General features: G+C 68.3%; 29 protein-coding genes. 16 read left to right on the plus strand and 13 right to left on the minus strand.

Going from position 1 to position 26701, the window contains the following annotated elements:
* Positions 1-1677 (minus strand): dynamin family protein (locus tag Q1A98_RS21755; RefSeq protein WP_299577416.1); only part of this gene is annotated, 1677 nt, incomplete at its 3' end.
* A gap of 228 nt (positions 1678-1905) precedes the next feature.
* Complete coding sequence (locus tag Q1A98_RS21760; RefSeq protein ID WP_299577418.1) at positions 1906-2688, minus strand: hypothetical protein; 783 nt, start codon at positions 2686-2688, stop codon at positions 1906-1908.
* A gap of 211 nt (positions 2689-2899) precedes the next feature.
* Here Q1A98_RS21760 and Q1A98_RS21765 point away from each other — a divergent pair, with 211 nt between their 5' ends.
* Positions 2900-4114 (plus strand): hypothetical protein, encoded by a 1215-nt coding sequence (locus Q1A98_RS21765; protein ID WP_299577420.1) that lies wholly within the window; start codon positions 2900-2902, stop codon positions 4112-4114.
* Positions 4115-4171: 57 nt separating this feature from the next.
* Here the strand turns inward: Q1A98_RS21765 and Q1A98_RS21770 are convergent, their stop codons facing one another.
* From Q1A98_RS21770 to Q1A98_RS21820, 11 genes are all read right to left on the minus strand, one after another.
* Positions 4172-4483, minus strand: coding sequence for a hypothetical protein (locus tag Q1A98_RS21770; protein ID WP_299577422.1), 312 nt, complete (start codon positions 4481-4483; stop codon positions 4172-4174).
* A 74-nt stretch (positions 4484-4557) separates the two neighbouring features.
* Positions 4558-4956: a hypothetical protein gene (locus tag Q1A98_RS21775; protein ID WP_299577424.1), complete on the minus strand. Its 399-nt coding sequence runs from the start codon at positions 4954-4956 to the stop codon at positions 4558-4560.
* Positions 4957-5575: 619 nt separating this feature from the next.
* Positions 5576-5872, minus strand: a complete 297-nt coding sequence (locus Q1A98_RS21780) for a hypothetical protein (protein WP_299577426.1) — start codon at positions 5870-5872, stop codon at positions 5576-5578.
* Positions 5869-6654: an AAA family ATPase gene (locus Q1A98_RS21785; protein WP_299577428.1), complete on the minus strand. Its 786-nt coding sequence runs from the start codon at positions 6652-6654 to the stop codon at positions 5869-5871. The genes Q1A98_RS21780 and Q1A98_RS21785 overlap by 4 nt, the downstream gene beginning before the upstream one ends.
* A 473-nt stretch (positions 6655-7127) precedes the next feature.
* Entirely contained in the window at positions 7128-7538 is a 411-nt protein-coding gene (locus Q1A98_RS21790; protein WP_299577430.1) for a hypothetical protein, read from the minus strand.
* Positions 7539-7549: 11 nt separating this feature from the next.
* Positions 7550-7714, minus strand: a complete 165-nt coding sequence (locus tag Q1A98_RS21795) for a hypothetical protein (protein WP_299577432.1) — start codon at positions 7712-7714, stop codon at positions 7550-7552.
* 38 nt (positions 7715-7752) lie between these two features.
* Entirely contained in the window at positions 7753-8850 is a 1098-nt protein-coding gene (locus Q1A98_RS21800; RefSeq protein ID WP_299577434.1) for a GAF domain-containing protein, read from the minus strand.
* A gap of 163 nt (positions 8851-9013) precedes the next feature.
* Positions 9014-9841 (minus strand): MBL fold metallo-hydrolase, encoded by an 828-nt coding sequence (locus tag Q1A98_RS21805; protein WP_299577436.1) that lies wholly within the window; start codon positions 9839-9841, stop codon positions 9014-9016.
* Between the two features lie 334 nt (positions 9842-10175).
* Positions 10176-11789 carry a hypothetical protein gene (locus tag Q1A98_RS21810; protein ID WP_299577438.1) on the minus strand — a complete coding sequence of 538 codons (1614 nt, stop codon included), beginning with the start codon at positions 11787-11789 and terminating at the stop codon, positions 10176-10178.
* Between the two features lie 418 nt (positions 11790-12207).
* Positions 12208-12744, minus strand: coding sequence for a hypothetical protein (locus tag Q1A98_RS21815; protein ID WP_299577440.1), 537 nt, complete (start codon positions 12742-12744; stop codon positions 12208-12210).
* 196 nt (positions 12745-12940) lie between these two features.
* Positions 12941-13387 (minus strand): helix-turn-helix transcriptional regulator, encoded by a 447-nt coding sequence (locus tag Q1A98_RS21820; RefSeq protein ID WP_299577442.1) that lies wholly within the window; start codon positions 13385-13387, stop codon positions 12941-12943.
* Between the two features lie 656 nt (positions 13388-14043).
* Here Q1A98_RS21820 and Q1A98_RS21825 point away from each other — a divergent pair.
* From Q1A98_RS21825 to Q1A98_RS21895, 15 genes are all read left to right on the plus strand, one after another.
* Entirely contained in the window at positions 14044-15678 is a 1635-nt protein-coding gene (locus tag Q1A98_RS21825) for a cutinase family protein (protein WP_299577444.1), read from the plus strand.
* Positions 15679-15722: 44 nt separating this feature from the next.
* The gene (locus Q1A98_RS21830) at positions 15723-16937 is read left to right on the plus strand and encodes a hypothetical protein (RefSeq protein ID WP_299577446.1); all 1215 of its coding nucleotides are present in this window, start codon (positions 15723-15725) and stop codon (positions 16935-16937) included.
* Positions 16938-16948: 11 nt separating this feature from the next.
* On the plus strand, positions 16949-17152 hold the full coding sequence (locus Q1A98_RS21835; protein WP_299577448.1) for a hypothetical protein: 204 nt from the start codon (positions 16949-16951) through the stop codon (positions 17150-17152).
* An 11-nt stretch (positions 17153-17163) separates the two neighbouring features.
* Complete coding sequence (locus tag Q1A98_RS21840) at positions 17164-17730, plus strand: hypothetical protein (protein ID WP_299577450.1); 567 nt, start codon at positions 17164-17166, stop codon at positions 17728-17730.
* Entirely contained in the window at positions 17727-18683 is a 957-nt protein-coding gene (locus Q1A98_RS21845; RefSeq protein WP_299577452.1) for a hypothetical protein, read from the plus strand. Before Q1A98_RS21840 ends, Q1A98_RS21845 begins: the two co-directional genes overlap by 4 nt.
* The gene (locus Q1A98_RS21850) at positions 18683-19276 is read left to right on the plus strand and encodes a DUF6668 family protein (RefSeq protein WP_299577454.1); all 594 of its coding nucleotides are present in this window, start codon (positions 18683-18685) and stop codon (positions 19274-19276) included. The genes Q1A98_RS21845 and Q1A98_RS21850 overlap by 1 nt, the downstream gene beginning before the upstream one ends.
* Positions 19273-19587 (plus strand): hypothetical protein, encoded by a 315-nt coding sequence (locus tag Q1A98_RS21855; protein WP_299577456.1) that lies wholly within the window; start codon positions 19273-19275, stop codon positions 19585-19587. The genes Q1A98_RS21850 and Q1A98_RS21855 overlap by 4 nt, the downstream gene beginning before the upstream one ends.
* A 45-nt stretch (positions 19588-19632) precedes the next feature.
* The gene (locus Q1A98_RS21860; RefSeq protein WP_299577458.1) at positions 19633-19908 is read left to right on the plus strand and encodes a hypothetical protein; all 276 of its coding nucleotides are present in this window, start codon (positions 19633-19635) and stop codon (positions 19906-19908) included.
* A gap of 66 nt (positions 19909-19974) precedes the next feature.
* Positions 19975-20202 carry a hypothetical protein gene (locus tag Q1A98_RS21865; protein ID WP_299577460.1) on the plus strand — a complete coding sequence of 76 codons (228 nt, stop codon included), beginning with the start codon at positions 19975-19977 and terminating at the stop codon, positions 20200-20202.
* A 5-nt stretch (positions 20203-20207) separates the two neighbouring features.
* Positions 20208-20813: a hypothetical protein gene (locus Q1A98_RS21870; RefSeq protein ID WP_299577462.1), complete on the plus strand. Its 606-nt coding sequence runs from the start codon at positions 20208-20210 to the stop codon at positions 20811-20813.
* Complete coding sequence (locus tag Q1A98_RS21875) at positions 20813-21655, plus strand: hypothetical protein (RefSeq protein WP_299577464.1); 843 nt, start codon at positions 20813-20815, stop codon at positions 21653-21655. Before Q1A98_RS21870 ends, Q1A98_RS21875 begins: the two co-directional genes overlap by 1 nt.
* 191 nt (positions 21656-21846) lie before the next feature.
* Positions 21847-23151 (plus strand): hypothetical protein, encoded by a 1305-nt coding sequence (locus Q1A98_RS21880; protein ID WP_299577466.1) that lies wholly within the window; start codon positions 21847-21849, stop codon positions 23149-23151.
* On the plus strand, positions 23148-24641 hold the full coding sequence (locus Q1A98_RS21885; protein ID WP_366943493.1) for an SCO6880 family protein: 1494 nt from the start codon (positions 23148-23150) through the stop codon (positions 24639-24641). The genes Q1A98_RS21880 and Q1A98_RS21885 overlap by 4 nt, the downstream gene beginning before the upstream one ends.
* On the plus strand, positions 24638-26404 hold the full coding sequence (locus Q1A98_RS21890; RefSeq protein ID WP_299577470.1) for a hypothetical protein: 1767 nt from the start codon (positions 24638-24640) through the stop codon (positions 26402-26404). The genes Q1A98_RS21885 and Q1A98_RS21890 overlap by 4 nt, the downstream gene beginning before the upstream one ends.
* On the plus strand, positions 26404-26700 hold the full coding sequence (locus tag Q1A98_RS21895) for a hypothetical protein (protein ID WP_299577472.1): 297 nt from the start codon (positions 26404-26406) through the stop codon (positions 26698-26700). The genes Q1A98_RS21890 and Q1A98_RS21895 overlap by 1 nt, the downstream gene beginning before the upstream one ends.
* Position 26701 lies beyond the last annotated feature (1 nt).

A 26701-nucleotide genomic window follows, 5' to 3' on the forward strand; every position in this document is an offset into this window, starting at 1 on the left:
GGTGCGCAGGTATTCGCGGTAGCGCACGACGATGTCGGGACGGGCCTGGGCGATGGCGCCTTCGAGCAGGCGCGCGGTGGCGGTCTTGGTGACCCCGACAGTTTCGCGAAGCCAGTTGAGCAGGTTGGTTTTTCCGGTGCGCATCGCCCGGAAGCCGAGGTTGACCGTGACCCACACCGCGCCGACCGCGGCGCCGACGCCGAGCACACTGGACAGTCCGATCACGCCGGCCAGCGAGGTCGAGCCCATGACACCCATGCTGACGATGGTGGGGTCGAAGATGCCGTGGCGTTTGGAGGCGATCTGGGGTCCTTCGATGGTCTGACCGCCCAGGGCCTGGGCGAGCTGAGCGCAGATGTTCTCCCACACCGTGGGGTCGTCGAAACGGGGCTCGACGATCTGCACGTAGAGCTCGTTGAGGAAGCCGGTGAGGGTGGTCATCATCGCCTGCTGCAGTTCGGTCTGCATGTCGGCGGTGAACTTCTGCGGGGAGCGCCGCAGCACTTCCATACCGTTTTTGTTGATGCGTTCGGTCCAGCGGCTGCGGATCTCCTCCAGGCGGCGGTCGCTGTCGTCGATGGCGCGTTGCCGCATCGCGGCCAGGTCGCGGGCGAGGTACTGCTCCCACTCACGGCTCTGCTCGCGCAGCGTCTCCAGCCGGGCGAGCTGGTCGGCGAGGTCGGGTAACGCGGCCTCGGCGTCGCGGATGGTGCGCAGTTCGCGGTCAATACGGTCCTGCAACCGCACCAGGCCGCCCCGCACCGTGCGCAGCCCGTCGAGGACGGGCAGTTCTTCGGCGAAGTCGAGGCGCTCGTGGATCGCAGCGCGTAGCGCGGTGATGCCGGAGCGGTCCTCGCGGCGGGAACGCTCCGGTCCCACCGGCAGGTCGGCGGCGGCGACCGCCCGCAGGCTCGAGACCCCCAACACGGTCACTTCCCGGCCGAGGTGGGTGCGCAGCAGCCGCCGGTTGTCCTCGACGATCGCCTTCCAGCGCCGGAGGTTCTTGTCGATCTTGGTGACCGCGACGATCAGTCCGTCGACCGAGGCGCCGGCTTGTTCGATGAACGCCATCTCCGGGGCGGTCAGCGGGCTCGATGCGTCGCAGACCACCACGACGACGCAGGCTTGCTGCGCCGAGGCGGTCACCAGTGAGGCCATCGACGGGTCGAGGCCGCCGACGCCGGGGGTGTCGATGACCGTGACGTCGCCCAGTGCGGTCGTGGTGACGGGCACGTTGGCGCGGGTGGGCAGTGAGTCCAGGGCGGTGTTGCGGACGTGGCGGCCTTCGGTGGTGACCCAGTCGTGCAGGGAGGCCAGCGGCACCTGTTCGGTGCGGTCGGGGAACAGCAGGTCGGCGGTCCCATCCAGCGGTGGGTCGGTGGCCGGGCAGATGCTGATGGGCACCGTGGTGGCGACGTCGACCCCGGTCGGGCACAGCTCCCGGAGGCCGACCAGAGCGTTGACCAGTGAGCTCTTGCCGCGCTCGATCTCGCCGACCACCACCACTGAGCGCACCTGACGGTCGCGGTCGGCCTTGGTCTCGGCCAGGTCGGCGATGTCGTCCATGCGGTAGGCCCGCAGCAGCTTGACCCCACCGCCGACGGCGGCGCGGGCTGCGGACTGGCCATCGTGACCGGAGGTCGCGCTCGCCGTGGCCGGCGCTTGCGGGGTGTTCACCTGACGCGTCCTTGTCGGTCGGGGCCGCCGGATGCGGCCGAGGGTTGACGGTAGCGAGGTCGCCCCGGGCGGGCTCACCTGCCACTTATGAGATGCGGCGGGCCTTTCGATAGTTCCCGCCTCACCCGAGTCCAGGTTGTCCTCCGCCAGGACGCAACGGTGCCCCGAGAACGCTGGTCCTCGGGGCACCGCCGGCCAGGATGGGGTCGCTGGCCGCCATAGCGACGATCAGACGCCGGGGTGGTAGTCCATGTCGTTGGTGTCGACGGTCTGATGGTCCAGGGCGTCGGTGTAGTGCTCGGTGACCGCGCCGGTGGTGTCGTAGGTCCCGTCCCCGTCGGTGTCGGTGTACTGGGTGTCGAACACGCCGTCGCCGTTGGTGTCGTGGGTCTCGATGTTGGCGACCCCGTCACCGTCGGTGTCGATCAACCGCTCGTCGACGTTGCCGTCGCCGTCGGTGTCGGTCACCTGGATGTCGGCCTTGCCGTCGCCGTTGTCGTCGAACTTCACCGTGTCGATGCGGCCGTCACCGTTCTGGTCCTCGGCGCGGGCGTCCATGCCGGCGACCGTCCCGGTCCAGTAGCCACCGTCGGAACCCGACCCCGACGAATCGGGGGTGGTGCTGGGATCGGTGTCGGGGCTGCCGGCGCCCGGGTTGGCGGAGTAGTGATCCGAGGCCTGCGTCGCCGACGAGCCGTAGCCCGACGAGCCGTAGCCCGAGGGGTCGCTGCTCGAGGAGTCGCTGCCCGCCGAGGAGCCCGCGCTGCCGGTGCCGTTGATCTGGTCGAGGGCGATGTTCTGACCGGAGACGGTGGTGTCGTAGTAGCCGTCGTGGTCGGTGTCGACCCTCGCGGTGTCGGCGCGGCCGTCGCCGTCGTAGTCGGCGAGCTTCACATCGGCGGTGCCGTCGCCGTCGACGTCGACCTCCTCGTAGTCGGTGACTCCGTCGTTGTCGACGTCGGTGAGGTAGACGTTCTGGCCGGCCGCGTTGGTCGTGTACTCGTCGCTCATGGTGGTCCTCCTGGTGTTGGGGCCGCTATCGGCCGGTCACACAGTTGGAGGGCCCCCGCCCTACAAAAGTTCCCGACAATCTGGCCCGAGTTTCAAGCGCTGGTAAATGACCGTAGAACATCCTTACGGATCGCGTCGGGGTACGGCCCTGTATGTTGACCGCGGCTCATCACAGGAAGGGTGTACAGGGATGCGGAGAGCGGTCGTAGCGGTGTCCGGGGTGGTGGGGGCGGCTGTACTGCTCGCTGGCTGCACCAGCGGTTCGAGCGGTAGCAACAGCCCGCAGTCCTCCGCGGCTGCGTCATCGTCGTCCAGCCAGCAGCTGGACACCGGCACATTCGCCACCACCGCTCGGGCACCGTTCGGTGTCGCCAAAGCCGGTGAGATCCCGCCGTTGGAGAGCCAGCGGCTGGCGGAGTTCACGACCCTGCCCCAGGAGATCGACTCCCGGTTCTCCAAGCCCGCCTACCCCATCGGCGCCCTGGTCAACTCCACGTCGGTCAACGACATGTTCGGCCTGTCGTCTGCCGACACGTCAGTCTCCGGTGTCGCGATCGACAACGGCCTCACCTCCGGCTACTACGGGTCCGCCGGAGATCTCAACAGCACCTCGGATGCACCTGGCGCCTCGATCACCCACGGGGTCATCCGATTCGCCAGCCCGGATGCCGCGAGCAAGGCTGCGCAGGGCATGTACGACGCGCTCCGGACCGCCGCGAAGACCAAGACCGGCGACCCCACGAGCTACCAACCGTTCAGCGATCCGGCGTTGCCAAACTCGCTGGTGCTTCAGAGCCCGGCCAGCGCGGGCGGCGGGAAACTCAAGGGACTCACCGCACTCACCGCGCACCGCAGCTACCTGATCGTTGACCTGTTCGTGGGGCCGCCGACGGAGAACAACGGCGTGCGCGATCTGCGCCGCAGCCTCGACCTCCAGATCCCGCTCATCGACCGCTTCCCCGCCACCCCACTCAAGGGCGGACGCATCCAGCAGGACCAGAACAAGATTTTGATCTACGCCCTGACGAACCCCAATCCCCGGACTGCCCTCAACGATGGGGTGTACGGCCCTCGCGGCTACGCGTTCACGCGAAACAATCAGGTTCAGGCCATGCAGCAGCTCGAGGAAGCAGGCGCCGAGCACACCGCAGTCGCGGGCACCACGGTGTTCCGGGCGTCCACACAGTCGGCGGCGACCACCCTGTTCAACCAGCTTGTCGCCGCCGACGGGTCTTCACCGGCTGCCTCCCCGTCCGGCCTCACCTCCGCGAAATGCCTCGGCGACGGGGAGGCCAACACCTGCTATGTGCAGGTTGGCCGCTACATCGGGCAGACAAATATCGGTGGCGATTTGAAGCAGGCGCAGCAACAGATCTCGGCGCAATACAAGATCCTGCTGGGCGCGGACCAGAGCACTCCCAACTGAGGCAGTTCGCCCGGCCTACCGCCATGGCCAGGCCGGGCCGCGGACTGATCCTTCCAGTCAGTCGTGGAACAGCTGGTTGGCCTGGTGTTCGGCGACCGCCCACGGGTCGTCGGTGTCCATACGGTCCATGCTGATCCCGTCACCGGCGACGTCATCGATGTGGTCGAAGGTTCCGTCGAGGTTGGTGTCGACGACCGCTCCGTCTGCGTAGCCGTTGCCGTCGGAGTCGGTGTAGATCAGGTCGGGGATGCCGTCACAGTTGCGGTCGATCACCTCGCGGGTCGCGAAGTCGTCGCCGGGTGTGTCGTCGGCGAGCCACACGTCGGCGCGTCCGTCGTAATTAGTGTCCAGGGTGCGCTGGTCGGACATCGGGTTCCTTTCAGCGCCCGCCGCGGTTCAGCGGGCTGCACCGATTCGATGCAGCCGACGAACGTGAAAGTTCCTCACCCCTCCGTCGGGTTGGCAGCTCGACGAATCGACTGCCGCAGCCCTGCCAGCGCCTCGGCCTCCCCCCGACCGGAGTCCACAAACTGTGCGGCGAGGTCAATCCCGTCGTCGATAGCCTCGATGATCGTTGTTGGCTCAGCCCAAGGCGGCGCCGGTGGCGACCAGCCTGCCGGAATCGCTTCGCGAGCAACATCAGCGAGCAGTTGATGGCTGCGAGCGGTGCCGACATCCAGAGACGCGTCCGCGGACGACGCCAATTCACTGTGGTGACGCAGGAACTGCTGCAGCACCCGCACCGCGGCTGTCAGGTCGGGGGCGATCTTGTGGTCAGCAGCGTCAGCGATGTGGTCGCGTCGCCTCCACAGAGGTAACCGGGGGCGACGTGGGCTGCTCATGACCCAGCAGATTATGCGGAGAAGGTGGACTCGGCTGCAGGCCGGGCGTTGATCTCAAATTGGCCGTTCGCCCGATTGGCCGTCAACTGGCCTCATGCGGTCGGCAGCTTCGCAGCCTGGAGCTATCCGGCGCCCGCGCCGGGGTCAATTTCGTCAGGGGGACGGTGGTCGAGCCGAACCGGCCTCATCGGCAGGTAGCGCTCATCCGGCTCGAGGTTGTGGATCACGACGTCACAGCGTCGGCATGTCCAGGTTCGGTGTGGCGGTTCGATCGTGCTGTTCCAGCCGACCAACATCGCGCGTGGTCGGGTGAGGTCGCAGCCGTTCGGGCAGGCCGTTGGGGCAGATTCGCGCCACTCCCCTTCCCTGCATCGTGAGATTCGGGCCTGAAAGGTGTGCAGGGGGCCATCGGGAGTCGACACCGTGAGGTGTGTCCTGACTTCCGCGACAGAATTGACCAGGGCGTGACCGACTACCGTCGGGCTGTTGACCTCGGGCGTTGCGGCTTCCCTCCGCGCGGCCCGAGGTCGACCACGAGGTTACCAGCGCCACGAACAGGTGTTCGAACGAACGGCGCAGGCGTCACCTCTTAGCTTGCTAGCTAGCTGTGCTAGCTGTGCTAGAGACCGTGCCTGGTGAGGTATTCGTCGAGGGCGACGTCGGTGACCGAGGCAATGCTGATGCTGCGATCACCGGAGTCGTACCGGAGCTTGTCGACGCCGCGACCCAGGCGGTCTTTCGTACTCGGGCGGATACGCACATTGTGCTGAGCCGTCAGTCGCTCCTCCCCCGGCGTCACCGGTGTCGCCGGTTGACTCCCCGGCGTCTGCGCGGCCGGCCGGGACTCGTCGCGGGTCGGAAGGTTCTCCGCAGGGTGCGGCGGCCGGGTGATCGCCGGCGCGCGGTTGACGTTCATGCGGGGACTCCGTTCTCAATCAGTGACAGTTCGGCGAGCAGATCGGTGTAGGCGACCTGCAGTGCGATCGCCTTCCCACCTCGGAAGCTGTGGATGGGTGTCTGCGAGCTGTGGGCGTCCTGTCGGGCGCCGAGATCCCGGATAACGGTGCGCGCGACGATGTCGCCGTATGCGTCGCGAAGCTCCTGCTCGCGGAACTTGTGTTCGCCGAGGCTGCGCGCTCTGCTGATGATGACCTTGTCCAGCACGAGCTTTGGGTTGGGCCGCCGCTGCACGTTTCGGATGGTTTCTTCGAGATTGGACACGCCCCGAACGCTGTCGATCGTGGGTTCGGTGACCGCAAGGACCCCGTCCGCCGCGCAGAGAACCGCGAACAACAGCTTGCCAAGGCTCGGCGGACAGTCGAAGAAGACGATGGCGTAATCCGAGAGGTCAATCCCCTCGAACGCGACGTCGAGGCGAAAGATCAGATCATTCGCACCGTCTGCCTCGATGTTGGCTAAGGAGGTGTGCGCCGGGATCAGGTCGACGCGGTCCCATTCAGTGGCCATGACCGCGTCCGCCGCCGTCCCCTCCTGGGTCCGTGCCATCAGGTCGTAAGTGGTGGCCGTGTCCTCCTCGAGCTGAACACCGAGCCCGGACGTCGCGTTTCCTTGAGGATCCATGTCGACGACAAGTACGTGGTGTCCGGCCTGGGCGGCCGCGGAGGCCAGGCCGAGGACGGTGGCGGTCTTGCCCACCCCGCCCTTCTGGTTCGCGACGGCGAACTTTCGTGGCTGCATGTTCTACCTGTCCTATCTATCGACGCACGGATAACTAGGTGTGGACGCTTTGCACACGGAGCTAGTCACGCTAGGTGTGCGCGCTGTGCACACCTAGCTAGTGGGGCTAGCCCCGCTTGCGAAGCACGGCTGGATAGCGAAGTTCTGTAAGTACGCCTAGCACGCCTAGCTAGCGCCGCTCACCGAGCTCGCAGCTCAACCGGTTTTACGCTGCAAGTATGCGGTATTAGCCGCTGTCGAACGCGTCGACACGCCCGGGCAAGCGACGCTAGCGAGCACAGCTCGCATTGCTAGCACCGCTATGCGGCCACGCCTCGCCTACAGCGGTCCTCGCCAGCGCGGTGACGTCCGAGTTTGCTGGACTCCCTGGCCGCCTGATCAATTCGTTATTCTGTACGCCTAAGTTTCACGGACCGGTGGCGAATGGCCCCGGCAAGCGAGTACCGAAATCGCTGCGCGCCTCTCGGCATGACTCAGCCTGGCAAGTACAGAACGACCGTGTCGCCGGACACGTGGTCCCAGCCGGCGAGGATGAAGCCGTCGGCGACGCCGAAAGTGACGTCGACGGTGCCATCGCTGCGTACACCGGACACGCCGCTGATTTCGCGCCAGTCGCCGGGGTCTGGCTGGTCGTTAGTGTGCGGGCTGGATTGCACTTTGTCGCGGGGCCGCAGCAGCGCCGCTGGTTTGGTGGGCCACCACCGTCCGTCTCGGTCCACTCGGCAGTAGGACGCTGCGACGCTGAACACCTCGAGGGCTGCGGTCGGTTCGGTGGGTAGGTGCAGTTGTACCGCTGCATCGTGGACGAGGTCCTCGCCTCTGATCCCCGGCGCCAGCAGCACTGTTCGTGTGATGGCGGCTGCGGCGGGACTGAGCTGCGTCATGACGTGATGGGCTACTCGTCGGCGTTGTGCATTGGGGGAGGGGGGCAGCCGTGCAATGCCAGGACCACTGCGTGCGACATCTTCACCGATCCGTCGGGGTAGTAGCCGTCGGCGGTGATCCGGTCGACGACGTCCCGGTGAGCCGACAGTGCGTCCCTGTCTCCGTGTGTGCTCATGCAATCCACCTTCCCACGATGCGCAGCTGAGCGACGCGCTAGGTGAGCGGTGTGATCTTGACCAGCCCCTGGCCGAGATCACCGGGCAGGGCAGCCCGGACGTTGGCCTGAGTCGGGATCCAGTCGGTATCGGCGAAGCGTACGCGCAGGTCAAAGGTGACCTCGTCGACGGCGCCGGCCGCCAACTCGTCGACGTTCTTGTCGAGGACCGACCGATCGTCGGGATGTATCTCAGCGTTCTCGCGCGTCCAGCGGTCCAACGGTGCGGGAGGGGCGTGAAACCACTCGAGGATGATGCGTGTGGGGAAGTTCAGGTGTCCGATGCCGGCGTCGGTGGGCGCCTCGGTCATTCCGAACGCGGACCGCACCAGCGCGGCATTGAATCCCGCCGCCGGCATCGGCGGTCGGATGTCGGTGACGTCGTGAACGAGGCCGCGCATGATCGAGCGTTCGCCGGGCGCCGGTCGGACTGCCTTGAACGTCATGAAGGCGCTGCGCTGTACGCCGTCGACGCCAGTCATCAACAGATCGCTGTAGAAGGTCGAATCGTCCTCGACCTCGTCGGCCAGGACTTCACTGGTCCACGCACCGAGCTCGTTGATCCGGGGGAACTCGTCGAACAGCGAGAACACCTCGGGGCTGACGCGCTGGGCATGAGGGACGCTCTCGTCGACGCCCATGATCTCCGATTCCATGGTCGGCCCGTGGTAGGTGACCTGGTCGGTGGGGTCCCATACGAAGGCTCCGCACTTGCGGCGGCCGGCGAGGAAGGCTCCCGGATCGTCGGTGCCGGTGATGAGCACCTGAACAGCGAATACGACGCTGTCTGGTCCGAGGATCGGCGCTGCGAACAGGCTCAGTGTGTCGTTGGTGTTTGTCGCGAAGCGGCGGTGCGCTGGTTGGCCGTCACGGCGTACTTCGTCGACGATGCCGACCAATCCGACGGTGATGGTGGAGTCGGTGAAGCGTTGCCGACGGCTGATGGATGTGAAGCGTTTGGGCTTGTCCGTGTCGAACACAACCGTGGGTGTTCCGGTGCCCATGGTCTCAATGAGCAGCCAGCTGTCGCCGGCGTCGATCGCCTCGGGTTGCGTCGCCTCCAGCGCGGTCCGCGACGTGGTCGGTTGCTCCGCCATGGTGTCCTCCTCGGGTCCGGCCCGGCTGTATCCCGAGCTCCACCATCTGATGCATCCACACGCCGGGAAGTTCCCCGCCGCGCGGTGCAGGTGGAGGTGGCGGTCTACAGCGTCACCACTGACTAGGTCTGCTGGCGTAGCCCGGTCGAATTCTCGGATTCTGTCACGGCGGGGACGGTGCGATTAGCGCGGACTCTGCTCTTAGTGTGGCTAGCTGGACCGAGTCGTGGGAGCAGAAGACACGGTGCCCCTTCGCAGCGAGTTCGGAGAGCAGGTGATGGTTTTCCGCGACCCGACCGGTGTTCATGGCTAGGGCTCGTTCGGCGGCTCGCGCGGGCCAGGGCGCTGCGGGGCCGGGGGTGATCGAATTGCGGTGCATGGCTGCGTCACCGGCGGCGATGAGCCATCCGCGAGCCGGATCCTGGATCACGACCGCGGCGTGGCCGTGGGTGTGTCCGGGCATGGGGACCAGATAGACCTGCTCACGTGTGTCGATGCAGTGTCCGGCAAGGCCCAGCACCTGGGTATCGGTCTCGCCGTAGGCGGTGGTCTCTCCCAGTGCGTCGAGGTGAACCCGGCGGTATCGGATGCGGGCCCGCGGCCCGACGCGGGTGAAGGCTGCCTCGAGTTCAGGCGCACTGACGTGTACACGAGCGGTGGGGAAATCGCTGGCACCGCCGATGTGGTCGTAGTCGAGGTGGGTGGCGACGATGTCGGTGACGTCCTCCGCGCGAAACCCGAGGGCTTCGAGTTGTCGCAGGACAGTGCGGGACTCGTCGAGCACGGGTGCCAGCGGATACACGAATGGCCCGAGACGCCTGGTCGTGTGGCGCATGTCAGCGACGCCCAGGCCGGTGTCGACCAGCACGATCCCCTGGTCGCATTCCATCACGACGACATGGGTGGGGAGCCGGACGAACGGCGCCGGCCGAAAGGTGGCGCCGTCGAGATGGTGGATGTGAAGAATGCGACCAAAATCCGCAATCGCCATTGATAAATACCCGCCTAAAGAAGACACAAGAGGACAGCCGGAAACCTCGATGCGTCCGCAGGCGCGTGATCAGCCAGCGGGATTGTGCGCGGTCACATGCAGAAAGGCGCACGCGCGTGGAAAAGATAGCAAATATTCTCCTTAGCCGTGGAAACGCCTTAGGCTGTATCTCATGACCGCCGCGTCGGGGAGCTGGCGGGATCGCTAGGGGGAGCTATGTCCGCGCTGCAGTGCGCTGCTGCGATCACTGTTTCTTTGACCTGGGCAATCTTCATCGGCCTCGCTGCGGGGCTCTTCTTGTCGCTGCCGCGATGGTCTGAGGAGAGCCGTCAGCTCATCCCGGGGGATTGGATGGGTACGGCGGTGGCAGGAGCCATGCCTGTCGGCGTCGCCCCTGTCGACCTGCGTTCGTAGACCCACCTTTGGGGTGGGACCACCCACCACCCGAGATCAGCGCCAGTTGCGTCCCAGATTTCGTGCGCCGCGCCGCGAGCCGTCGGCGCAACCGCTCGACCGCCTGGCGAGACAGCCGGTGCCAGGCCTCCCGCTCCAGGTTGATGCGTGTCAGCAGAGCCGACCGCAACGCGGGAACGCCCAGTGTCGCAGCGGCCTCGTCGAGTGCAGTTCCCGTGCGGGACCAGCGGGTCCCGCGCCCGCTGCCGTGCCGTTGGACCAGACCTGCCGCCTCGAGTTTCGCCAGCAGTAGCCGCACCCCGTGGGTGAGGGTTCCAGGCGCCAGCCCGCACGCGCCGGCGACGTCGGGGAGTCGGGTTGGGGTGGTGGGGGTGTGGTGGAGGACCTGGCGGGCAGCGTGGCCTAGGAGGGACCACAGCGGGTGCAGGATCCGCTCAGGGTCTGTGACTTCATGTACCGATTCCGTGCGGTAAGTGGTCGATGGGACCGCCAGGGTGTAGCGGTTGGCCTCGCCGGGTGCGGTGTGACGGTCGTGGGCGATGGTGAGGACCAGGAGTCCTCGCCGCACCAGGCTGTGCAGAAGTGCGTTCACGCCGCCGAGCGACGCCGAGGACAGCCAGGCGCTCAGGTCACGGACAGCGATCGGACGACTCGTGATCCCGTATCCGTCGCTGAACCGGCGGTGGATGACTGCCACGGCGGCCGCGACGAGCGTCGGATCATCCCAGCAGGCGACCTCGGCGAGAGCGGCCGCGATCACGCCGGCATCACCGGGGTCGACCTCTTTTGGGCGAAGTGCGCGGGCACGGGTGACGATGGACTCCCAGTGCCGTTGGCAGTTCGAGCGGTATCCGGGTGCAATGTCACGGCCGTGCTGGTGGTCCTCGTCATCGCGTTCAACGAACTTCACGAAGGCGGGCCACCGCCGGTAGGACGCGGACGCCGCCGACCAGGAGCGGATGCCTCGGGCCCACAGGACCCAGGCGGCGGCGGTGGCGGCGTCAGATCGCTGGCCGGCTTTCGGCTCGGTGGTCAGGATCTTGAACTGGCGCGGTGTCATCGCCGGGATGCGGCGCCATGCTCTCGGTGTGTCGGCATTGATGACGACGTCATCGCCTCGCCGCACCACCCCGCCCCTGCGGGTGGTCGCGGCTCGGTCGGCGGCAAGCTCGGCGCTGGCCGTCAGAGGGGAGCCGGCGAGCGCTGTCGAGGTGAGTGCTTGTTGTAGCCGACGGACTGCGGCTACGCCCGAGGTCGGGCGACCGTCCTCGTCGATGGGCGTGCAGGGGTGGCCACCCTTGAGCGAGGCCGATCCCGGTAGGCGAATGGAGCCGCCGGCCTCGATGACAGCCAGAGCGGTGCGCTCGAGGTCGTGGTGTCGGCGGATCGACTCGACGCTGGTCGACAGGGCCACGCGGCTGGCGATGGTGGGGCAGGCGAACGCAAGGTGTTGGGAATCCGGTGACCCTGACGCGGCCCCGTAGGCGAAGTGAGCGGCGGCCTCGTCAGCGGCGGCGAGAACGTGTTCGCGCACCTGGTCTGCACATCGGTCGACGTCGACGAAAAGCAAGTCCGGGCGGACAGGGGCAACAACTGCCCAGGCCGGGTGACGCGGGTCTCGATGAGCAGACTCCGCGATGAGCTGAGCCGGATCGCCGGTCGCGACACGGCGAGCCTTGTTGGGCGTGCCGGTCGGCTCCAGCGCATACGCCAGCGCGCCGTCGGCGGCGAGGAGCCTGCACAGCTCCGCGTACGGCGATACCGCATCCGTGTCGGATTTGTGATGCGACACGATTGTTCCGAGGATTGCAGCGCCTTTGGAGTGCGCTGTACCCTGGGCTCTGTCCACCAAGACAGTCCCTTTCGAGGGTGGCGGGGGAAGCGAGCTGCAACTCGCTCCTCATACGGCTCTTCTGGCGTCAGCCAGAGGGGCCGTTCGTCATTTCTGAGGTCTATGCGCTGATCGGCAGCATGTCCTCCTCCTGGATCAGATCGGCGCCGAGCACCAGGTCCGGGCGACCGGCCGCGATGGCGAACAAGTCCGCTCCGTACCGGCTGACGTTCGAGTAGCCCGCCGCGGTAGCCAGACCCTTGGTGTTGACTTCGGCTGCCACGCGGACCATGTAGCGCTCGCACTCTCCGCGTTGGACCTGCGGAGGTCCGTCGAATCCGTCAAGTGACGGCAGCGTCCGCCACGCTGTCCGCGGCCCCACCAACAGGTCCAGGCGGTCGGCGATGCTGGCGAACATATCTGCCCCGTACCGGCTGACGTTGGAGTAACCAGCCTGCGCAGCAAGCTCTTTGACGTTGATCTCCTTCGCGGCCCGGATCATGTACGTGTCGCGGTCGCCAAGATTGTGTTGTGGCACGACCAGTCCTCCTCCGACTTTTCGACAACGATCCAGGGACGCCGAGTGCCATCTTGCGTGAAACTGCAACTCCAGCGGGGACGACACGCCGGTCGGCGTTTCAGTTTCAGTGATCGGCATGTCCTCTCGCTTCGACGGTTGATGCCGTCGTCGGCCATGTGGTCTACTGAGGTCACCGAGCGATCTCGATCAGCTCGGTTCACGCCCGCAGAGCTGTCGATTCGCTCTCGGATGGCGAAGGTCCGGCAGTGGCTGTATCCCAGCTGCTGCTACCCGTCTCCGAGAGGACAGTGCGATGCAGCTCCCGACGTGTTCTTCAGGCACTCGTGCCCGGTGGGCGCGCCTTGGCGCGCGCATGAGCGGCTGCGAGCTCGGCTGTGGTGACTCCGAGTTCGCGCGCAATTGCCTGAGCGACAGCATCGGTCGGGTCGACCTCGCCGCGCTCGATGGCGCCGACCATCGCCGTACTGACACCGGCCGCTTTGCCAAGCTGCGGCTGGGTCATCCCACGCAGCACTCGCAGATCACCCGGGAAGCGTTCGTCGACGGGCACCCGCACAATGTCTGCGATCGAGATCCCGAGCCGAGCAACCACTTTCACCAGGACGTCGACCTGCGGGGTCGCCTTACCCGCCTCCCAGTGATACAGGGTCGCGCGACCCACCCCAGCCAACCGCGCCAGGTCGGCCTGCGAAATGTTTGCGGCCTCGCGAGCCTCGCGCAGCGCCGCGGGGGAGAAGCCGCGCATCACACGGCGACTCACGCCGGCTCCGCGCCGATACCCCTCATGTCTGCACACCTTGCCTTCACCGCTCCTAAGTCTTACTGCCGAAAGTTATAGCGCAGTGTTATAGTACAGACCTCGACGTGGCGTGAGTGACGGCAGCGGAAGTGCCGCGAAGTTGCTAGTGGTCACGAAGAGGGTGAAAGAGACCGATCCGGGCGCCTGAGTGATTGGCGTCCCTGGGGCACCCGGATCGGCGAAGCCAGCCGCGAGCGGCTGACCGTCTCAGCGTAGGCGGCTCAGCCGGTCGATGACCCGCATGGAGCCTCTATGTCTCTCATCGCGCGATCCGCGTACCCGAGTGAGCGGTGCCCTGCGACTCCACCCGGCTTTCGCTGTTCTGCTGGCCACGACGGCCAGCGCGAGACCTGCCCGCTGGGCCATCACATCGTGCCCGCGCACGCGGGCAACTCGTCCGTCCCCTGGGTGACCGGTTGCGGCCACCCAGGGGCCGGCGCAGTCGTCGGCGTAGCGGATGGCCGTCCGCGTTCGCCTCGTGCTGCAACTCCCGGTCGGGCGGTCTGATTTGCCGTCTCTCGCCCGACCGGTGGGTGTCCAGGAGTCCGTTTCGACTGCCCTGAACAGCTGCAAATGTAGCTGCGCGGGGCGGTCATCAGCAGAAGGAAGTCGCTGACATGGCCAGTTTGCGGGTGCGGTTGTCGACCGCGTTCGTCGCCGTCACGGTCCCGGCGGTAGTCGCCGCGGGGACTGTGGTGGCGCCGGGGAACGCCTCGGCGGCCCCGGCCGCGGGGTGCGCCCCGCTGTATGTGGTGGGGGTGCCGGGCACGGGGGAGACGTCGGATACCGGTTCAACGGATCTGTCGTCGGGGATGCTCGGCTCCATCGTGCGACCGCTCGCATCGCTGGCCGGGTCGTTGACCAAAGACGTTGCGGTGCCCTACGACGCCGGGTTCGGCGGCGCGGTCAAGGGCGGCGACATGCCCTATGCGCAGTCGGTCACCCAGGGCGAGACCCGCCTCAAGACCGCGCTCACGCAGATCGCGAACCGTTGCGACAACACACAGTTCACCCTCGCCGGTTACAGCCAGGGCGCGCAGATCGTCAACAAGATCGCCAAGCAGATCGGTCAGGGCTCGGGCCCGATCAGCGCCGACAAGGTCGCCGGTGTCGCACTGCTGGGTAACCCGGCACGCCAAGCCGGGTCACCGACGTTCCCCGGCTCGGGCACCCGCCCGCAGGCACTCGCCGATTCCGGGTCGAGCGCGGTGAACAACATCCCGCCGTATCAGGCCCCGACCCCGACGGGCGGCGGGATCGGCCCGACCGCCGACAGCGCCGGGGACTACGGGCAGCTCGAGGGACGGGTCGGCGACTTTTGCGCCCCCGGCGATCTCGCGTGCGACGCCCCGTCGAACTCGCCGATCGTGCACGTGGTCACCAACCTCGCCGGCCAGAGCAAGCTCGACCAGCAGGACCCGGTCGGCACGCTGGCCTCGGTCGCCACCGCACTGGGGTCCACGGCGATCAAGGCCGGTGTCGACGTCGTCAACCAGGACGTCTCCGGCGACACCCTGGACTCGCTGTCCTACACCCCGTCCGAGCCGCTGTCGCAGCGCCTGGCGACCGCATCGGATCCGCGGACCCCGATGCCGGGGATCAACGACACCGTCAACGCGCTGATCAAGGTCGGCACGATCGGGTTCAACGCCGTGAAGACGGTCGTGCAGACCGTGTTCACCCCCGACACCATCGCCCAGGTCGCAGCGGTCGGGCTGGCGAACCCGATCGCCGCGCTCGGTGTTCTCGGGGCGAAGATCCCCGGCGCCCTGGTGCAGCTCGTACCGCCGTCGACGGTGTCGCGGTGGGCCGACGAGGCATTCCAGGCCGTGCAGACCGAGGTGACCACCAACTCCGATCTGCTGAACCTGACCAACCTCGTCTCCTACTGGAACGCCGGGCAGACCCACACCTCCTACGGCAAAGCCTCGGCGTCGCCGTCGACGCCGTCCCCGGCGCTCTACATCGCGCAGTGGTTCGCCGCCCTGGCCCACGACGCGGCGGGGCAGCACTCGTTCACCCCGTACCGCTCCGACGGTGTCCTCAACTACGACACCAGCTCCGACGCGTCGGCGTCGTCGGTGTTCACCCCGTCACTGCCGCCGCTGTCCACGGCGTCGACGACCACCTCGACCCCGGACCTGGGGTCGGTCGGTGACGGCTCCACCTGGATGCCCGAGGGCGGCTACTCCGCCGGGACCACCAGCACACCCACCACCACCGCACCGGCGTCGTCGGCTGCGTCCAACTGAAAGAGGAAACCCCTGTGTCTCTGCACCACAGCACCACTCACCGGGTGAGCACGACCGCGGTCGCCGCCCTGGCCGTGGCCGCGATCGCCACCGGCGCCGCCGGACAGGCACTCGCCGCACCGCCCGGGTCGGCGCCGCCGTCGACCGACGTCGCCCCCGGCACCGCCCCCTCCACCCCGGCACCGGTGCCGCCGCAGGCGACCGGACCGTCGATCATCCCGGCTCCGACCTACGACGCCCCGCCGGTCTACGAGGGCACCAGCGACTACACACCGCCGGTGTACTCCGGTGTCTACAACCCCGCCCCGCCGCGGCTGACCGCGCCGCGACCGGTGAAGCCGGTGAACCCGATCCTCCCGCGGCCGGGGACGTTGAAGTTCGGCAACATCCATGTCGCGCAACCGGCCTGGCTGTCGGATGCTGATGCCCGCAACCTCAACGGGCAGGCCGCGACGATCGAGGCGCGCACCGCCACCTACTACGAGTCGATCGGCTTCCCGAAGGACCAGGCCGCCCGCAACGCCGCCTCGACCACCGTCGGCATCCTCGTCGGCGGCGCCGCCGGTGCCGTGGCGCTCGGCATCCCGGCCGCCATCGCCGGCGGCATCATCGGCCTACCGGTCGGTGCGGGGGTCGGCGCGGCGACCGGCGCGATCATCGGCGGGATCGGCGGTACGCCGCTGGCCCCCGGACCCGGTACCGCCGCAGGTGCCGCCGCACTCGCCGGCCCGGGTGCGTTGATCGGTCTGGCCGCGGGCCCGGTCGTCGGCGCGCTCGCCGGCGGTGCCGGGGGAGCAGCCCTCGGCGCGCTCGGTGGCGCCGCCCTCGGTGGCGTCATCGGATACGCCGTCGGCGCAGGCGATCCCGGCGGCAACCCCAACGCCCCGCTCGGCGGCGCGACGAACGAGGACCCGTCGAAGTCCCGGCCCGCACCGCCGCACCCCGAGGCCAACCAGTACGAGCTGCACCTGGACCGCACGAACCTGCCCGGCAACGGGAAGGTCGACTACGTCGTCAACAAGACCGGCGACGTCAGCGGCTCGGTCCAGCTCGGCCCCGTGAAGGCGCCGATCGCGATCTCCCACGCCCAGGCCGACGCCCCGTTCCAGGCGGCCGGAGCGTTCGCCCAGACCGCCCGCAACACCATCGACGACGCGGTCAGGAACCTCTCCGATCAGGCCCGCAAGGCCATCCCCGGCCTGCGCATCGATTTCCCCCAGCTGGCCGCCACTCCGGCGGCCGGGACACCGAGAAAGTGAGGAAACCACCGATGGCACAACGCAACACCCGACAGAGGAAGGTCGTGGCCTCGGCGCTCGTCGCGGGCGCCCTGTCACTGGGCACCGCCGGTCTGCTCGGCGCGGGCGCCGGTACCGCCAGCGCCGGTGCCTGCCCCGGCTGCGCCCCGCCGCTGCCCGGCCCGATCATCCTCGGCCCATACCTGCCGGGCGAGCACCCCTTCTACTGGAAGTGAGGCAGTAACCCGTGTCTGAGACGCACACCGCCAGCACCTGCACCCGCCGCCCGGCGCGACGCCGGGTGCTGGTGGTGTGCGCTGGCACCCTCGCCGTCGCAACGGCATTCATCGCCGGCTGCTCAGATCAGCCCGCCCCCTCGATCGACCAATTCGCTCCCGAACCGTCGCCCTCCGCGGCGCTGCCTGCGCTCCCGGCGCTGACCCCGATCGCCTGCCACACCTCCTCGGCCGCACCGGGAGAGACCGTCACCCGCGGCCCCGGTAGCCAGGACTCACCGATCGCCGCGGTCGCGGCGTATCACTACGCGGTCATCACCGATCGCGACGCCTCCCAGGTCGCGGCGACTGTCGCCCCGAAACAGGACATGGGCAAACCACAGCTCATCCAGGCCGCGCTCGACGGCTTCCCGCCCGGCACCACGTACTGCCTGCGGATGCGCCAGACCGACCCCACCACAGTCCTGGCCACCCTCGACTACCAGCCACCGGGTGCCCCGGCCGCGCAATACAAGCTGCGCGCCACCACGACAGGCCCTCCCGGTCAGATCCGCATCGCGGGGGAGATCGACCAGTGACCGACGACCGATGGGGCTGGGTCACCGATACCGGCCCCGATCCCACTGCACCGCAGGGCGATGCGCCCGCCGTTATCGACCCCGACACTGCGCACCAGCAGAAGCAACACATCAACAGCGACGCCGCGCACGTCGCCCTCGAACTCTGGGCACCGGTCGACGACCCGCCCCTTCCGGTCGACGCCGACGTCGCCATGGCCACGTCGGCGCCTGCGCCGACAGCCCCGGTCGCGGACCCGGTGCGCGGCGGCGCGGATGCCCCCACTGAACAGTTCACCGCGCTCGGCTATAGCCGGGGCGCCCAAGGCACCGACCCGCCGCTGGCGGATCTCGGCCAGGCGTGGGCCGAGACCCCCGACCCTGCCGGGGACGGTCTCGATGAGCTCGTCACCACCGGGCGGGCACGTCAAGCACGCCGCCGCACGCTGCACCGAGCCGGCATCGCCGCGGGGTTCCTCGCCGCGGCAGTCGCGGTTGTGGCCACGGTGGTCGTCCTGGTGCTGCCCGACCAGCACAGCGGACCGGCACCGCACGCCGTGGCGGCGCCTGCTCCGGTGACGTCGTGGTGTCCGGTCGGCACCGCCGGCGACACCACGACGGTCGCGGCCGGCGGCGACGGCCGCTCACCGCAAGCAGCGGTGGCGGCCTTCGTCTCGGCCCTGTTCGACCAGCGCTCGCCGGCCGCTGCGCGCGCAGTGGTCGCCGAGGCGGCCACCACACCGAGCGTTGACGAGCTGCGCGGCTGGATCGCCCGTCTCCCGGAGGGGCAGATCCAGTGGTGCGCCCGGATCACCGCCACGGACTCCCCGGTCCGCTGGCAGGTCTCGGTGTCCGGGCGTGCTGGTGACGCACGTCCACAACCGGTGTCGACCGACACCGTCTATGTCTCCGCGACGAGTCCCACGAGCTGGGTCATCGACGCGATCGTCGCCCAGGAAGGAACGCAGCCGTGATGACCGATCACGACGAGACCGTCGCCGCCGAGGTGCATCCCGACGCGCAGGGGTGGCGGCCGCCGCACTACTGGCGTCTGGACACCGTGACCTCCGGTCACTCCAAGCCGCCGCTGTTCGCGCTCGTCGGCGCGAGCGGGGGAGTGGGCACCACAACCCTGGCCCAGATGTGGGGACCCGCAGCCGATTCCGACACCTGCTGGCCCGCGCACCCCGAGACCACCCAGTGGTGCGTACTGGTGGCGCGGATGTCGATGGCCGGTATCGACGACGCCGCAGCCCGGCTACGTGACGACGAGATCCCCGACGGTGTCGACGTGTTCGGGATCGTCTGGACCCTGCCTCGGCCCGGCCGGATCCCCAAGGAAGTCAACCGCTACGCCCAGACGGTCGGCGAGCTCGTCGACCACACCTGGACGGTGCCCTGGATCGAGGAACTGATGCTCGCCCGCCGCGGCGGCATCGCCGCGTGGCTGCCCAGTACCCCGCTGCCGGACAAGAAGCACAACGACCTCGCTGTCGGACCGCCGCTGTCGATCTGCACCACCGGCGCGGACATCGTCACCACTGTCGTCACGAGGTACCGCCGATGACCGCCCGCACCACCGCCCGCACCCGCCTGCGCGCGGTGATCTCCGACTACCACCGCGCCGCCGAGTTCGACGGCGAGCACTTCGAGGCCGCGGCCGCCGCACTGGCCCCGGCCCTGCAGGCGGGATCGACCGCGGCGCTGATCGCGGCGATCGACACCGTCATCGCCGACTGCCGCTACCCCGACGTGGCCGAGCTGCTGCGCAACGCCCGTCGCCGCACCTGTGGCGACATCGTCGGCCTCGCCCGCGTCGCCAACGACGCCATCAACGCCCGCATCGCCCGCCCGACCCAGCTCCGTGAAGCCACTTGAACGGCACCTGCCGCTCACATCTCCCCACCGAGAAAAGGAAACCCCATGATCACCAGCACCATCACCGTCCTCGCCGACGCCGGCATCAACGTCAACCCGACCGCCCCTCCCGGGTCGGACAAGCTGCTCACCGTTCTGTCCTGGGGCGGCTGGATCGCCATGATCCTCGCCGTCGGAGCACTCATCGCCGCGGGCGCGAAGTTCGGCTGGGACCGCAACCACGGCGGCACCACACCGGAATCGGCCACCAAGGTCGGCTACACCCTCATCGGCTGCGTCATCATCGCCACCGCCGGCGGCCTAGTCGGCGCACTCGTCTGACCCCCACACCCCCAGAACACCACTCTCCCCAGAAGGCAATACCCATGACACGGAACGGAACTGACAATGCAGGGAGCGGACTACGCCTACGCCCGGCTCGAGCAAGTGCTGGGGTGGGTGGCCTGGATCGCGTGTCTGATCGCCGTAGGCCGACTGATCTGGCTCGGCGGACTGTTCTGGCAGGCCAAGCGCGGCGAGCACGGCGACATGGGAATCGAGACACTCGTGGCGCAGCTGGCAGGCACCGTCCTGGTCGGCTCGGCCGGTGCGATCGCCGGGGCGCTGCTGTCCTGACCGGCTTGCTCGCGGCCACCGCGCTCCTGGCCGGGTGCGGCTCGGACAACACCCCCACCGGCGATACCGCCTCGTCAGTCACCCAGGTCGCACCGACCGCCCCGCCGAGCGGTGTCGCGTGGACCTCGTTCCAGGGCATGAAGATCCCCACCGCCGATCAGGGACCACACATCACCACCCCGGTTGCGGCCCCGCACGGCTTCGACCACAACGGGCCCGGTGCGGCCCTGGCCGCGATCAACGCCACCGTGCGGATGAGCGTGGCCGCCGACGACCAGTGGGCCACCGTCGGTGACCAACTCCTCGCGCCCGGCCCGGCCCGCGACAACTGGACGATCACCCGGGTTCGGCTGTCGATCACCACCCCGATCGCCACCGACGCACCCAAGGTGTGCGGCTACCAGATGGACGACTACACCCCGCAGAAGGCGCGGGTGTCGATCATCAGCCGCCAGGCCGACAACTCACTGACCGCGAACGCCGCGACCGTCGTGTGGTCGGCCGAGGGGGACTGGCAACTGCAACTGCCCGACGCCTCTTCCACCGCATCCCCGGTCACCGCCATCGGAGCCCTGCCTGCGTCGATGATCGCGCTGAAAGGCCAGTGCTGATGAGCCAGAAGACCGTCTTCCCCACGACGCCTCCGAAGCCGACGTCGCGGCGCACCCTGTGGATCGTCGTCGCGGTGGTCGTCGTGATCGTGGTGGTCGCCACTGTCCTGGTGATCGGCCTCAACCACAGCGGCACGACGACGAACCGGCCGATCGCCACCACTCCCACCACGTCTGCGCCACCGACCTCGGCTTCGACCGGCGGGTCCGGGTTCACCGGCACGACCGTCGACAAGTTCAACAAGCCCGTCCAGCTGCCCGCAAACCCTGCCGGGCAACTGCTCCCGCAAACAGCGAAAACCCCTCAGGGGCAGAACGATGCGCCAGCCGGTCTGACATGGGAGAAGCTCTACGATCTCCCGATCGTCCCGTTCTCCACCAGCGACGGACCTACCACCATCAAGGACGGCATCGCCCAGGGCTGGTCGCGAACGCCGCAGGGTGCCGCCCTCGCCGGGGTATCGATCCTCTCGATGTGGCTCGGCGGCCCCGACACCGAATCGGCCACGGTCCAACGCACCCTGCTCTCCGGTGACTCGACAGTGATCGCGCAGCGCACGGCGCAGAACCGCCCCGCCCGGCAATCAATGCTCGCAGAACCGCAGCTCGCACCCGGTGCGGTAGCCGGGGTGCAGGTTCGGTCCTTCAACGGGAACTTCGCGACCATCGATTACGGATCGGGCCCTGTCACTGATGATTCCGACCCGAGCGGCTACTACATCGTGCAGACCCTGTCGCTGAGCTGGTCCGACGGAACCTGGAAGCTGATCGTCACCCCGACCACTCCCGACCGAGGGCAGCATCAGACCGCGATCGCTGGGATGACGTCGTGGACCGAGTAGCTCGAGCTCTGCGTCGGGCCTTGGTCGTGGTGCTCACCGCTGGTGTCCTGGCGGTCGGCGGCGGCGGGCTGATTACTCCGACAGCCACTCCGGTGGCAGCGGCCAACCCACTCACCGACGTCGCCTGCGCAGCTGCCAATGCCGCGCTGCCTGGCGCAGGGTGCAGTGTCGCCCAGGCGGCCGGTGGAGCAGTGAAGGACAGCATCAAAGACGCCGCCAGCGACGGGTTCAAGGGGATCGTGAAGTCGATCCTGCAAGGCACGGGGTCGGCGATGACGCTGGTGCTGACCTGGTTTGTGCGGATCCCGACACCGGAAGCGGCGCAGTGGAACGCGATCCAGAAGGTGAAGGATCTGACGCTGCGGTTGCAGCTGATTTTCATGGCCCTGTCGATAGTGGTCGGCGGTATCCGGCTGATGATGGCCAAACGGCACGCCGTGTACGCCGCCGGCGAGGAACAGTTCCACGCCCTGTCGCGGGCGGTGATCGGGGCGTGGGTGTTCGGCGGGTTCCTCACCGCGTTGTCGCAGGCCACCGACGCCCTGTCGGTGGCGTGGCTCGACAGCGTCACCAAGGGCGATGCGAGCAAGGTCGTCGAACGGATCGTCAACGTCGAGGTGTTGATGGGCGGCAACGGCATGTCCGCAGGGTTCCTGCTGATCGTCGGCGTCCTGGGCGCGCTCGGCGCGGTGTTCCAGGCCGTTGTCCTGGTGGTGCGACAAGCGATGCTGATCCTCGTCGTGGCCTACATCCCGATCATCGGCGCCGCATCGGGAACGGAACTCGGCAAGGCCGCCTACTCCAAGACGGTGCGGTGGGTGATCGCACTGCTGCTGTGGAAGCTGGTGGCTGCGGGCTGCTTTGTGGTGGCGTTCACTCTCGCCGGCGACTCGGACAAGCCCTCGACCGAGCAGGTGTTTTACGGGTTCATCCTGCTATTCCTCTCGGCGCTGATGCTGCCGATGCTGATGAAGCTCGTCTCCGGTGGCCTGTCGATGTCGGGCGGATCGGGATTGCAGGCCGGGATGATGGCCGCCGGCGTCGTGGCCGCCGGCGGTGCTCTGGCCGCGGGCGGGGCCGGGGCAGGCGGAGCGGCATCAACCGCGGGTACGTCCGGGGCCGCGACAACCGGTCTTAGTTCGTCGGGCGGCGGCATGTCCGGCGGCGACAGCGGCGGCGGGGGCGTATCGCGCATGTCGGCAGCCTCCTCCGGCGGTGGGGACAGTGGCGGCGGCGGAGGCGGAGGCGGAGGCGGCGGAGGCGGTTCCTCGAGCGGCGGTGGTCGCTCGGGTGGTGGCTCGATGGCCGCGACGTCGACGGTTCCGTCGACGTCGTCGATGCCCGACTCCGGCGGGTCGTCGTCGGGTGGTGGGGGATCGAACCGCTTCTCGTCCGCTATGGATGCGATGGGTGCCACAAACGTCATGAGTCAGGCGGCGGAGAACTTCTTCGACGGCGGCGATGACGGGATGGCCACCGACGGGGGTATGCGATGAGCGCGCCTGCCGAGCGCAACGCGCTGCTGCTGTATGGCCGGTGGGAGCGCCCGCGCTCCACGGGCCTGTTCGGGATGACCTGGGGCGTCACGATTCTGGCTGGCGTCTTGGTCATCGCAACGATTTTCAGTTACGTGTTCACCCAATCCCTGGCTGTGGTGGGTGTTTTTCTCGCGGTCTCCACGATCGGGATGGCCCCATTGGTCTACTCCCGGGACGGCCGCACCGGATGGGAGATGACGGTCTTGCGAGTGCAATTCAACTGGGCGCGGCTGCGTAAGCAGACGGTGTACCGCGGCGGGGTGTTCGGTCAGGTCCCGGGCAACGCTCGGCTGCCGGGGATCGCCGCCAGTTCACACCTGTATGGCTACGAGCTGCGCGACGGACAGCGCTTCGGGTTGATCCACTACCCGAACAAGAACCACTTCACCGTCAGCCTCGCGGTGCAGCCCCAGGGCCAGGAGCGGGTCGATCAGTGGCAGATCAACGACTGGGTCGCGGGCCAGGGTGATTTCCTCGCCCGCCTGGGCTCCTCGCGCGGTGCGGTCGGCGCGGAGGTCGTCGTCGAGTCCGTTCCCGACGCGGGCGCCCGGATCGGTGCGGAGGTCCGGCGGATCACCGAGCCCAATGCCCCGGAGTTCGCCCGTCAGGTGATGGCCGAGACCGTGCTGACCCGCGGGTCGGCGCGGGTGCGCTCCGATGTGCGCCTGACACTGACGTTCTCGCCATTGCGGGAGGCATCGTCTCGTGAGGTGGCCGATCAGGCCGCCGAGATCGGGCGGCGCCTGTCGACGCTGATCGTGGCCGCCGCGCAGGCGGGGATCGCCGCGACCCCGTTGTCGCCGGGCGAGTTGGCGATCTACCCGACGCGGGCCTACAACCCGGAGCTGACCGCCGACCTCGAGCGGATCTCGGGCACCGAGGCCGCCGACGATCTGCGCTGGACCGGCGCCGGTCCGATCAGCGCGCAGGAGGACTGGGACTGCTACCGGCACAACGGGTTCGTGTCAGTGTCGTGGGAGATGGGTGCCCCGCCTGCGGGCCAGGTGCCCTCGGACACGCTGCTGCCGCTGCTCGCACCGCGCGCGGACCTCACCCGTAAGCGGGTGACGATCGTCTACCGCGTCCACTCGACCGCCGATGCGGTCAAGCTCGTCGACAACGACTTCCGTGAGGCGCTGGCCGCGGAGCAGTCCAAGAAGGGTGTGGTGTCGGCGGCGGCGTCGCTGCGGGTGCAGAACACCAACAACGCCCGCTCCGAGCAGGCCCGCGGTGCGGGGCTGACCCGGTTCGCGATGCTGGTCACCGCGACCGTTCCCGCCGGCTCGGACATCCCCACGGTGCGCTCGGAGATCGAGGCGATGGGCGACTCCGCGCGCATCGGGTTGCGCCGCTGCTGGGGCTATCAGGCCGCCGCGTTCGCCGGGTCTCTGGGCATGGGCACGATCCTGCCGGAGTACGCCTCGATCAGCGGAAAGCTCGGCGGATGACCGCCCCGCTGGGGGCGCGGCACCGCGCCACGAAAGACGTCGAGGACCTCACCGTCGACGAGGCCGTCACCGAACGGTTCGTCCGCGTCGCCGGCATCCGTATCCGTTCGGTCGCTGGGATGGAGCAGCTGCGCGAGCAGATGGCCATCCCCGGCCGCAAGGGCAAGAAGGCCCATCGGGAGATGCGCCGCGAGGAGAACCGGCGTCGTAACGCGATCGACCGACTCATCGAGTCTGAGGGCTGGGACAAGCCGATGCCGCTGCGCACCATGCGCGGGTTCAGCGGCGCCGGCGGCGGTCGCATGGCCTCCGTTGCCCGCCTGCCCGAGTGGCGGGCCACCACCACCCAGACCGCGGGGTTGAGCCCGTACTGCATCGGGGCCGCGGCGCCGATGCTGGGCACCCCGGTCGGGGCGCACCTGTTCACCGGCGAGGACGTCGGGTTCGACCCGCTGTCCTGGATGAACGCGGGCATGATCACCGCCCCGATCCTGTTCGTGCTCGCGCTCAACGGGTTCGGCAAGTCGTCGCTGGTGCGCCGGATCGCGACCGGCACGATGGCCCAGGGCCACACGGTGCTGTTCATGGGTGATGTGAAACCCGACTACGTCGGTCTCACCCGCGCCGTGGACGGCCAGGTCATCGACGCCGGACCGGGTGCGGCAAAGATCAACCCACTCGCCGTCGGCGCGCTGGGTTCGATCATCCCGACCCTGGTCGACGCCGGTCGCGAGGACCTCGCCCGCTACGTACGCGACCAGGTCCACTCCCGGCAGGTGCAGGCGGTGACCGCGCTGATCCAGCTCGGCCGCGGGTCGGTGGTCGACGACTACGAGGAGACGCTGATCTCGGCGATCCTCACCCACCTCTACCGCCCGTCGCTCGAGGGCGGAGGAGGGTTCACCCACACCAAACCGCCGCTGCTCACCGACATGTACGCCGCGCTCGACCACTCCCCGGAAGAGTTGTGGGCAGCCGCCGGTGCCGATGACCGGGTCCAGTTCCGCGACATCACCCGCCGCCTGCGGCAGGCGTTGAAAGCGATCGTCGACGGCCCCCTTGGCGAGGTGTTCAACCACCAGTCGACCGTGCCCATCAACGTCGACGCCCCCGCGGTGTGCATCGACGTCTCCAAGATCCCCGACGGTCAGTCCAAGTTGAAAGCGGCGATCCTGCTGACCTGCTGGTCGGACGGGTTCGGAGCGGTCGAGGCCGCCCACACCCTCGCCGACGCCGGCCACGGCCAGCCGCGGCAGTTCCTGGTGGTGATGGACGAGCTGTGGCAGGTGCTCTCGGAGCCGGGCATGGTCGACAAGGTCAACGCGCTCACCCGGTTGAACCGGCAGATCGGCACGGCGCTGATCCTGATCACCCACACGATCAAGGACCTCGCGAGCTTCGAGTCCCAAGCCGATGTGAACAAGGCGCTGGGGTTCATCGAGCGCGCCAGGGCGAAGATCATCGGCCCGGTCGGGCCCGACGAGCTCGAACGCCTCGGTGGGGTCATGTCGTTCACCAACACCGAGAAACGTCTCATCACCTCCTGGTCGACCACCCCGCCACCGACTGCGGCGACGATCAAAAAGATCACCGCCGGTCAGCGACAGTCGCCGCCGGGCACGGGCTGTTTCATGCTCAAGGTCGGTGAGGACGACCGGCCCGGTATCCCGTTCCGGTTGAACTTCACCCCGTCGGAGGCCACCTCCGGTGTCCACGACACCAACCAGCGGTTCTCGCTGCGCAAGCAGAGCGGAGACCGCTGATGCGCAAGGGCGAGGCCGCCGACGACGCGGTCAAGGAGCTCGCCGTCGACACCGCCGATGAGCTGATCGGTAAGGGCATCACCCGCCACCAAGCGTTCGAGACCGTGGCCGCGAACTTCGGCGTGCATCCGCACACCATCCGCAACTGGTGGCGTGCAGCGCATCCCGAGCTGACCCTGACCGACGCCGACCGGGTCACGCTGGCCGAACTACAGATCAAGCTCGCCCGGGTCACCGCACTCAACCAAGAACTGACCGCCCGGTTGCTGCGGCGCAGCCAACCCTCGGGGTCCTGAT

Origin of the sequence: uncultured Williamsia sp., assembly GCF_947494875.1 — a bacterium.
Taxonomy (GTDB): Bacteria; Actinomycetota; Actinomycetes; order Mycobacteriales; family Mycobacteriaceae; genus Williamsia_A.

Bases quoted from the DNA above. Each gene is read 5' to 3' on its own strand.
- Q1A98_RS21895 (WP_299577472.1), top strand. From the start codon at position 26,404: ATGCGCAAGGGCGAGGCCGCCGACGACGCGGTCAAGGAGCTCGCCGTC.
- Q1A98_RS21805 (WP_299577436.1), bottom strand. From the start codon at position 9,841: ATGGCGATTGCGGATTTTGGTCGCATTCTTCACATCCACCATCTCGAC.
- Q1A98_RS21760 (WP_299577418.1), bottom strand. From the start codon at position 2,688: ATGAGCGACGAGTACACGACCAACGCGGCCGGCCAGAACGTCTACCTC.
- Q1A98_RS21890 (WP_299577470.1), top strand. From the start codon at position 24,638: ATGACCGCCCCGCTGGGGGCGCGGCACCGCGCCACGAAAGACGTCGAG.
- Q1A98_RS21815 (WP_299577440.1), bottom strand. From the start codon at position 12,744: ATGCCGATCACTGAAACTGAAACGCCGACCGGCGTGTCGTCCCCGCTG.
- Q1A98_RS21775 (WP_299577424.1), bottom strand. From the start codon at position 4,956: ATGAGCAGCCCACGTCGCCCCCGGTTACCTCTGTGGAGGCGACGCGAC.
- Q1A98_RS21860 (WP_299577458.1), top strand. From the start codon at position 19,633: ATGATCACCAGCACCATCACCGTCCTCGCCGACGCCGGCATCAACGTC.
- Q1A98_RS21800 (WP_299577434.1), bottom strand. From the start codon at position 8,850: ATGGCGGAGCAACCGACCACGTCGCGGACCGCGCTGGAGGCGACGCAA.
- Q1A98_RS21770 (WP_299577422.1), bottom strand. From the start codon at position 4,483: ATGTCCGACCAGCGCACCCTGGACACTAATTACGACGGACGCGCCGAC.
- Q1A98_RS21780 (WP_299577426.1), bottom strand. From the start codon at position 5,872: ATGAACGTCAACCGCGCGCCGGCGATCACCCGGCCGCCGCACCCTGCG.
- Q1A98_RS21850 (WP_299577454.1), top strand. From the start codon at position 18,683: ATGACCGATCACGACGAGACCGTCGCCGCCGAGGTGCATCCCGACGCG.
- Q1A98_RS21885 (WP_366943493.1), top strand. From the start codon at position 23,148: ATGAGCGCGCCTGCCGAGCGCAACGCGCTGCTGCTGTATGGCCGGTGG.
- Q1A98_RS21865 (WP_299577460.1), top strand. From the start codon at position 19,975: ATGCAGGGAGCGGACTACGCCTACGCCCGGCTCGAGCAAGTGCTGGGG.
- Q1A98_RS21835 (WP_299577448.1), top strand. From the start codon at position 16,949: ATGGCACAACGCAACACCCGACAGAGGAAGGTCGTGGCCTCGGCGCTC.
- Q1A98_RS21825 (WP_299577444.1), top strand. From the start codon at position 14,044: ATGGCCAGTTTGCGGGTGCGGTTGTCGACCGCGTTCGTCGCCGTCACG.
- Q1A98_RS21785 (WP_299577428.1), bottom strand. From the start codon at position 6,654: ATGCAGCCACGAAAGTTCGCCGTCGCGAACCAGAAGGGCGGGGTGGGC.
- Q1A98_RS21855 (WP_299577456.1), top strand. From the start codon at position 19,273: ATGACCGCCCGCACCACCGCCCGCACCCGCCTGCGCGCGGTGATCTCC.
- Q1A98_RS21795 (WP_299577432.1), bottom strand. From the start codon at position 7,714: ATGAGCACACACGGAGACAGGGACGCACTGTCGGCTCACCGGGACGTC.
- Q1A98_RS21790 (WP_299577430.1), bottom strand. From the start codon at position 7,538: ATGACGCAGCTCAGTCCCGCCGCAGCCGCCATCACACGAACAGTGCTG.
- Q1A98_RS21875 (WP_299577464.1), top strand. From the start codon at position 20,813: ATGAGCCAGAAGACCGTCTTCCCCACGACGCCTCCGAAGCCGACGTCG.